5 protein-coding genes and 1 pseudogene are annotated in these 7,329 nt (G+C 48.6%); 5 read left to right on the top strand and 1 reads right to left on the bottom strand.

All coding sequences use genetic code 11. The features are described 5' to 3' along the window. The 4 genes and pseudogenes from rpsA to Q0X35_RS05425 all read left to right on the top strand — a co-directional run. Positions 1-228, top strand: a pseudogene (rpsA, locus tag Q0X35_RS05410) (30S ribosomal protein S1); the annotation flags it as partial. Between the two features lie 141 nt (positions 229-369). Continuing rightward, positions 370-1,257 (top strand): dephospho-CoA kinase, encoded by an 888-nt coding sequence (gene coaE / locus Q0X35_RS05415; RefSeq protein WP_297566309.1) that lies wholly within the window; start codon positions 370-372, stop codon positions 1,255-1,257. Position 1,258: 1 nt separating this feature from the next. Further along, positions 1,259-3,304, top strand: coding sequence for an excinuclease ABC subunit UvrB (uvrB, locus tag Q0X35_RS05420; RefSeq protein WP_297566311.1), 2,046 nt, complete (start codon positions 1,259-1,261; stop codon positions 3,302-3,304). Positions 3,305-3,654: 350 nt separating this feature from the next. Continuing rightward, on the top strand, positions 3,655-4,638 hold the full coding sequence (locus tag Q0X35_RS05425) for a TerC/Alx family metal homeostasis membrane protein (RefSeq protein ID WP_297566318.1): 984 nt from the start codon (positions 3,655-3,657) through the stop codon (positions 4,636-4,638). Between the two features lie 192 nt (positions 4,639-4,830). Here Q0X35_RS05425 and Q0X35_RS05430 read toward each other — a convergent pair whose 3' ends face one another. Then, a complete protein-coding gene (locus tag Q0X35_RS05430; RefSeq protein WP_073996357.1) occupies positions 4,831-5,118 on the bottom strand; it encodes a YciI family protein in 288 nt (95 codons plus the stop codon). Positions 5,119-5,216: 98 nt separating this feature from the next. Here Q0X35_RS05430 and uvrA point away from each other — a divergent pair. Then, on the top strand, positions 5,217-7,329 hold a 2,113-nt coding region (uvrA, locus tag Q0X35_RS05435), incomplete at its 3' end, for an excinuclease ABC subunit UvrA (RefSeq protein ID WP_297566316.1).

Raw genomic sequence — 7,329 nt, forward strand, 5'->3', positions numbered from 1 at the left:
GCCTGGGAGCAAGAATATGCTGCCGCCGAGAGCCGCTGGAAGGCTCATAAAGAGCAAGTAGCGGAAGCACTGAAGGCAGATGCAGCGGCAGCAGCAGAAACTGCCGCAGCAGAAGTTCCTGCCAGCTATTCTTCGGATACGGCTCCCGCTGAAGCGGAAGAAGTGGCCGGTACGCTGGCTAGCGATGAAGCACTAGCAGCGCTGCGGGAGAAACTTACGAGCAACTAATAAAGCTGCTAAGTAAGTAGCAATAATTATTCAGCTGGGGCGGAGAAAATTTCTCCGCCCCACCGCTATAATTAGGCTGCAGAGTAGAGCATAAGTGTAAATGCACGCGCATAGATGAGAGCTGAGGATATAGGGGCAGAAATGCTGCAAATTGGATTAGGTGGCGGTATCGGTAGCGGTAAATCTGCTTGTGCGGCAGCCTTAAAAGCACTAGGGGCGCAGGTAATTGACTATGACCAGCTAGCGCGGCAGGCGGTTGCTCCAGGAAGTGCTGCTTGGCAGAAGATAGTGGTCCGGTGGGGGAAAGATATAATAGGTGCAGATGATTCATTGAATCGAGCTGCTCTCGCGGAGTGCGTATTTAACTCGGAGATGGAATTAGCAGAATTAAATTCTTTTATACACCCAGAGGTCTATCGGCTGGCATCTGCACAACTGCGCCAACTGCCCGGAAATTCAATTGTAATTCACGATATTCCACTTTTATATGAGAGCGATTTAGCTCTCCGCACCCATGCCAATATAATTTTACAGGCAGAAGAAAATATCCGGATACAGCGGCTAGTAGAAAATCGGCATTTTACAGTGGAAGCGGCACAGAAAAGAATTGCTAGCCAAGTGAGCGCAGAGAAACTGGCAGAGATTGCCGATGTCTTGATAGATAACAATGCTACGGCCACTGAATTGGCAGAGATTGCGGGGCAATTATGGAGAGAATGGTTGCTTCCTTTTGCGAAGAATTGGGAAAATCAAGAGCGCTTTTTCGCGCCGAGAGGAAAAATTTCGCCGCGCGTCAGATTTTTCGCGAATTTACCTCTTATTGTGCGAAGATTACAGAAACTGGGCTTAGCGGCACAAATACTGATAGATAGTAGCGAAGAAAAAGTGGTACAGATAGAAAAAGGAAATATGGCGGATAGGGATTTTTCTAGCGCTGTGCGGGAGAGCGGATTGCTGCTGGAGCAGGGCGAAATCAAAGCTGCTAATCCGCGCTGCACAGTTGTATTTCGACTAGCGGAGAAGAGATAAAATGCGCCCCGTTACGCCGCTAGTGCGCCAAGATGCACCTTTTCAAGTAATTTCTGATTATAAACCGGCTGGCGATCAGCCAGCGGCAATTGCTGAATTAGCGACCCGCCTCCGCGGCGGGGAAAAAGATATCGTGCTTTTAGGTGCCACCGGCACAGGTAAATCCGCTACTGCGGCTTGGCTCATTGAAGAAGTGCAGCGCCCTACCTTGATTTTAGAGCCAAATAAAACTTTGGCGGCGCAGATGGCCGCAGAATTCCGGGAGTTACTCCCGAATAATGCGGTAGAGTATTTCGTCTCTTACTATGACTACTATCAGCCGGAAGCCTATGTGCCGCAGAGTGATCTTTATATTGAAAAAGATGCTTCTTCTAATGACGAAGTGGAGCGGCTGCGCCATTCGGCTACTAACTCCCTTCTGACCCGCCGCGATACCGTGGTAGTGGCTTCGGTTTCTTGTATCTACGGCCTAGGTACTCCGCAGGAATATGTAAATAGAATGGTGCGCTTGGAGCGGGGCGGGGAAATTCCGCGCGATGAATTATTGAAAAAATTTATCACTATGCAGTATTCGCGCAATGATTATGAATTTACGCGGGGTACTTTTCGGGTAAAAGGCGATACGGTAGAAATAATTCCCGTATATGAAGAGCTCGCTATTCGTATCGAATTCTTTGGAGACGAAATAGAATCGCTCAGTTATTTACACCCTCTGACGGGAAAAGTGCTTTCTGATACGGACCATGTGCATATATTCCCCGCTTCGCATTACGTGGCGGGGCCAGAGCGCATGGAAAAAGCCTTAGCAGGTATCGCCGCAGAATTAGATGACCGGCTAGCGGTGCTGCGGGAGCAGGGGAAACTTCTCGAAGCGCAGCGGCTGGAAATGCGCACTACTTATGATTTAGAAATGATGCGGAATCTGGGAATTTGTTCCGGCATCGAAAACTATTCTCGGCATATTGACGGGCGAGCGGCAGGTACTCCGCCTAATACTCTCTTAGACTATTTCCCGGAAGATTTCCTCTTGATTATAGACGAATCACATGTGACAGTGCCGCAGATAGGAGCGATGTATGAGGGGGATATGTCGCGGAAGCGCACACTGGTAGAGCACGGTTTTCGTCTGCCTTCGGCACTGGATAATCGACCGTTGAAGTGGGAAGAATTTTTAGAGCGAATCGGGCAAACCGTATATCTTTCGGCCACACCGGGTCGCTATGAATTAGAACAAGCCGACGGATATGTAGAACAAATAATTCGCCCCACTGGATTAGTGGATCCAAAAATTTCGGTGAAGAGCACCAAAGGCCAGATAGATGATTTATTAGAAGAAATCCGGGTGCGCGTGGAGCGATCCGAACGAGTACTCGTCACTACTTTGACGAAAAAGATGGCAGAGGATCTCACGGAATACTTAGCCGAACGCGGGGTGAAGGTAGAGTATCTGCACTCCGATGTGGATACTTTGCGCCGCGTGGAATTATTGCGGGAGCTGCGTTTGGGTAAATTTGATGTATTGGTGGGGATCAATTTGCTGCGCGAGGGGCTCGATTTACCGGAAGTGTCGCTAGTGGCGATTTTGGATGCCGATAAGCAAGGTTTTTTGCGTTCCACTACCTCTCTTATTCAGACGATTGGGCGGGCAGCGCGTAATGTGGCTGGTGAAGTGCATATGTATGCCGATACCGTCACGCCGAATATGCGTCAAGCAATTGCCGAAACTAATAGGCGGCGGCAGAAGCAGATAGCTTATAACCAAGCTCACGGTATTGATCCGCAACCTCTGCGGAAAAAAATATCTGATGTCACCGATATGCTGGCTCGCGAAGATATTGATACCCAAGAATTGCTAGCAGGCGGATACCGGCAAGAGCGTACGGTGGCTACGGCGCAGCGGCGAGACGGGCAGGAGATTGCGGATCTGCTTACGGATTTGACCGCGCAAATGCATGAGGCGGCGCGCCAGTTGCAATTTGAATTAGCGGCGCGAATTCGTGACGAAATCCGCGATGTGAAGCGAGAGCTGCGCGCTATTGACGATTAAAATTCCTCGCTTATGAAGGCCATTAAGTTTGCCCAAGCAGAGCAGCAAGTTGTACGGTAAAAATTCGTAGCGGTAATTTAGCGGCGAAGCGTGGGAATAATCATTATTTTTAGTCAGGAAAATTCGCTCAGAAAAGTTAGAATAAGGGGCGGAGGGGAGTATTCCCATAGAATATCGATTCGTCAGTACGGTGCCCCGGCATCCGGATCGAGGCCAATTTTGGCGGGAAGAGACCTCCGGTACCTTTAAATAGCAATGTACCGGAAAGGGGCAAAATGTTACCGGCAATTCTCACGAACTCTGTAACCACCTTACTTCCTACCTCCGTAAACGGAGCTTCGGGGAGTGGAATGACAGTATATCTGTGGGAATGGTTTGCATTAGGTGCCGCTATTCTGGGATTGATTCTCTTTGATCTATTTGGCCATGTGCGCCGGCCGCATGAACCAACTATAAAAGAAGCTGCTATTTGGAGCGCTCTCTATGTGGGAATTGCGATTATCTTTGGTCTAATAGTTTATTGGCGGCACGGCAACCAATTTGGTACCGAATATTTTGCCGGCTATATTACGGAAAAATCGCTTTCGCTCGATAATATTTTCGTCTTCATCATAATAATTGCGGCTTTTCAGGTGCCACGCATATTCCAGCAAAAAGTGCTCATGTATGGAATTGTGATTGCGCTGCTGCTGCGTTTGATATTCATACTGGTCGGGGCGGCGCTGATTGAGCGTTTCGTATGGGTATTCTTCATATTTGGAATTTGGATGTTCTATACGGCGGCTAAGCAGGTATATGACGGCATACTGGAAGGGCGAGCGCGCGGAAAAGAAATCGATCCACACGAAGAATATGAGCCGAATTTTATCACCCGGCTTATATCGAAGTATCTGCGGGTGACGGATGGCTATGTAGGCGATAGGATGATAGCTCGCCATCAGGGAAAGACAGCTATTACTCCGCTTTTACTCTGTGTAGTTTCTATCGGTTCGGTAGATTTAATGTTTGCGCTGGATTCTATTCCTGCTATCTATGGTCTTACGCAGGAGCCTTTTATAGTTTTCGCCACCAACGCTTTTTCCTTACTCGGTTTGCGTCAGCTTTTCTTCCTAGTAGATGGGTTACTTGAGCATCTTATTTACTTGCACTATGGCTTAGCCGTAATCCTGGGCTTTATTGCCGTAAAGCTGGTGCTCCATGCCAGCCACGGTTATGGAATTTTCACTTTCGTGCCGGAGCCTTCTATCTTGGTTTCCGTAGGCTTCATCCTCGGCGTCATCCTAGTTACCATAATTTCTTCGGTTATCGGCGCGCGGCGGTTAAATAAAAAGTAGGGGCAGCTGGCTAGGCGCGTAAAATATCGTGCGCATAAAAAATGCTGCGAGCGCAGCACAAAACCCCGTGAGCGTAGCACAAAACCCCACGAGCGTAGCGTAATAATAAAATATAAACTCTGCCTCGGCCTGAGAAAGTGAATTTATTAGAAATCAGCAGGCGTGAGAAATTAGGAAGGAATAAGGAAGGAATTAGGAAGCGAAAGGCCCGATATTCGGATTCCACTCTTTGACTTCTCGATCCTTAATGATTTCCTGCGCGTGCAGTGGATCGGGATCCAGCAGCGTAAGTGCCTCGGCGGGAGTAGTAGCTTTTACAATGATAAGAGCTTGCCCATCTCCCAGGGGCCCAGAGGCTAAAAGCTCGCCTTTTTCGAAGAGACTGCGCAGAAATGCGCGATGCCCCGGGCGTTCTCTCGCTAAATCTTCGCTTTTTTGTGGATCATAGGTATATACAACTGCGTAAATTTTTTTCTCCATACGGCAATTTTAGTACGAAAGCTGCTGTAAAACATGAATTCTCTCTTAATTCCCTTTTCTCTTTTGTCAGGGTTTTCCTTGCCAGCTAAGCTGAAGATGTGCATGAAACTATTCATATTCAGGGAGCCCGAGAGCATAATCTAAAAAATATCACGGTAGATATACCGCGCGATAAGCTAATCGTATTTACGGGGCTCTCTGGATCTGGAAAATCTTCTCTCGCTTTCGACACTATTTTCGCCGAAGGTCAGCGCCGCTATGTAGAATCCCTCAGCTCCTACGCCCGCCAGTTCCTCGGGCAGATGGATAAGCCAGATATTGATTTTATCGAGGGGCTTTCTCCCGCTGTTTCTATTGATCAGCGTTCCACGAGCCGCAATCCGCGCTCCACGGTGGGGACGATTACCGAAATTTATGATTATTTGCGTTTGCTTTACGCGCGAGCTGGTACCCAGTTTTGCCCGCAATGTGGGGAAAAAGTGACGGCGCAAAGTGCCGAACAAATCGTAAATTCTCTTTTAGAGTATCCCGAGGGCACGCGCGTACAGATTCTCGCTCCCGTAGTAAAGGGACGAAAAGGCCAGCATTTAGATTTAATAAAAGATTTAAGTGGCGAAGGATTTTCCCGCTTGCGGGTGGATGGCGAAATCTGGCGAATTAATGAAGTGCCGCCGTTAGCTAAGACGAAAAAGCACAGCATTGAAATAGTGGTAGATAGATTGGCGCTGAAAGCGGGTATTCGTACTCGTCTCACTGATTCAGTGGAAACAGCGCTGCGCCGGGCAGGTGGTACTTTAATGGCTGATTTTGTAGATTTACCGGCTGCGGATAAAAAACGGAGCCGTACCTTTTCTGAGCAGCGTTCTTGCCCGCAGGGGCACATTTTAGAGTTAGAGGAAATAGAGCCCCGCACTTTTTCTTTTAATGCTCCTTATGGAGCGTGCCCGGAGTGTTCTGGTATTGGCTCTAATCTGCAGGTATCGCCGGATTTAGTGGTCCCCGATGAGGATTTAAGCATTCGAGAAGGGGCAATTGTGCCTTGGTCAGTGACTGCTTCTGCTAAAGCTCGGGAATATCATATGCGCCAGCTTTCCTCCCTTGGGAAAGAATTAGGCTTTGATATGGATATGCCGTGGAAAGAAATTCCCACTGCCGCGCAAGAGAAAATTTTGCATGGCTACAAATTTAAAATAAAAATGCAGTATCGAAATCGGTGGGGGAGAGAGCGTATCTATTCCACTGGGTTTGAAGGAGTATTGCACTTTGTGCGGCGTAAGTACGACGAAACGCAGTCGGAGTTATCAAAAGAGCGCTATGCGGGGTTCATGCGCAATATCCCTTGTGCAGCATGCGGGGGAGCGCGCTTACGCCCAGAAGTTTTGGCGGTAAAAGTGGGAGGGTTGAATATTGACGAAGTTACCCATCTTTCTATCGGGGAAGCGGGAGAGTTCTTCCAGAATTTAGAGCTAGAAGCGCGCGAGCAAAAAATTGCCCGGCAGATATTGCGAGAAGTAATCGCTCGGTTGCAGTTCATGGTGTCAGTAGGTTTGAGCTATCTCTCGCTGGCGCGTTCCGCAGGTACGCTTTCCGGAGGGGAAGCCCAGCGCATTCGCCTTGCTACCCAGATAGGGTCAGGTCTGGTAGGAGTACTCTACGTGCTCGATGAACCCTCTATTGGCCTGCATCAGCGCGATAACGATAAATTATTGAAAGCGCTGCAGCGTTTGCGGGATTTAGGGAATACCTTAATCGTGGTAGAGCACGATGAAGATACTATTCGCAGTGCAGATTGGATATTAGATATTGGCCCGCGTGCAGGCGAGCAAGGTGGAGAGATAATTTATAACGGTCCGCCGGCCGGAATTGTGGATGCCGAAAAATCTCTGACGGGTGCCTATTTGGCGGGGCGGCGGGAGATTGCCGTACCACTGCAACGGCGAAAAATAGATAAACAGAAGCAGCTGCACGTATGGGGAGCGCAAGAGAATAATCTGCAGAATATCGATGTCGATTTTCCGCTGGGAGTATTTACCGCGGTCACCGGCGTCTCCGGCTCCGGTAAGTCTTCGCTAGTTAATTCGATTCTCTACGAATCTTTAGCAAATTCACTTAATAAAGCGCGCCATCTACCTGGAAAGCATAAAAAAATTACCGGCGGAGAGAGCTTAGAAAAAATAGTGCACGTAGATCAGTCCCCAATCGGGCGTACTC

Source organism: uncultured Arcanobacterium sp., from assembly GCF_947253055.1.
Lineage (GTDB): Bacteria > Actinomycetota > Actinomycetes > Actinomycetales > Actinomycetaceae > Arcanobacterium_A.

What these genes read in the sequence shown, in the direction of transcription:
- coaE (WP_297566309.1), top strand. Translation starts at nt 370, where the DNA reads ATGCTGCAAATTGGATTAGGTGGCGGTATCGGTAGCGGTAAATCTGCT.
- Q0X35_RS05430 (WP_073996357.1), bottom strand. Translation starts at nt 5,118, where the DNA reads ATGGAGAAAAAAATTTACGCAGTTGTATATACCTATGATCCACAAAAA.
- Q0X35_RS05425 (WP_297566318.1), top strand. Translation starts at nt 3,655, where the DNA reads ATGACAGTATATCTGTGGGAATGGTTTGCATTAGGTGCCGCTATTCTG.
- uvrB (WP_297566311.1), top strand. Translation starts at nt 1,259, where the DNA reads ATGCGCCCCGTTACGCCGCTAGTGCGCCAAGATGCACCTTTTCAAGTA.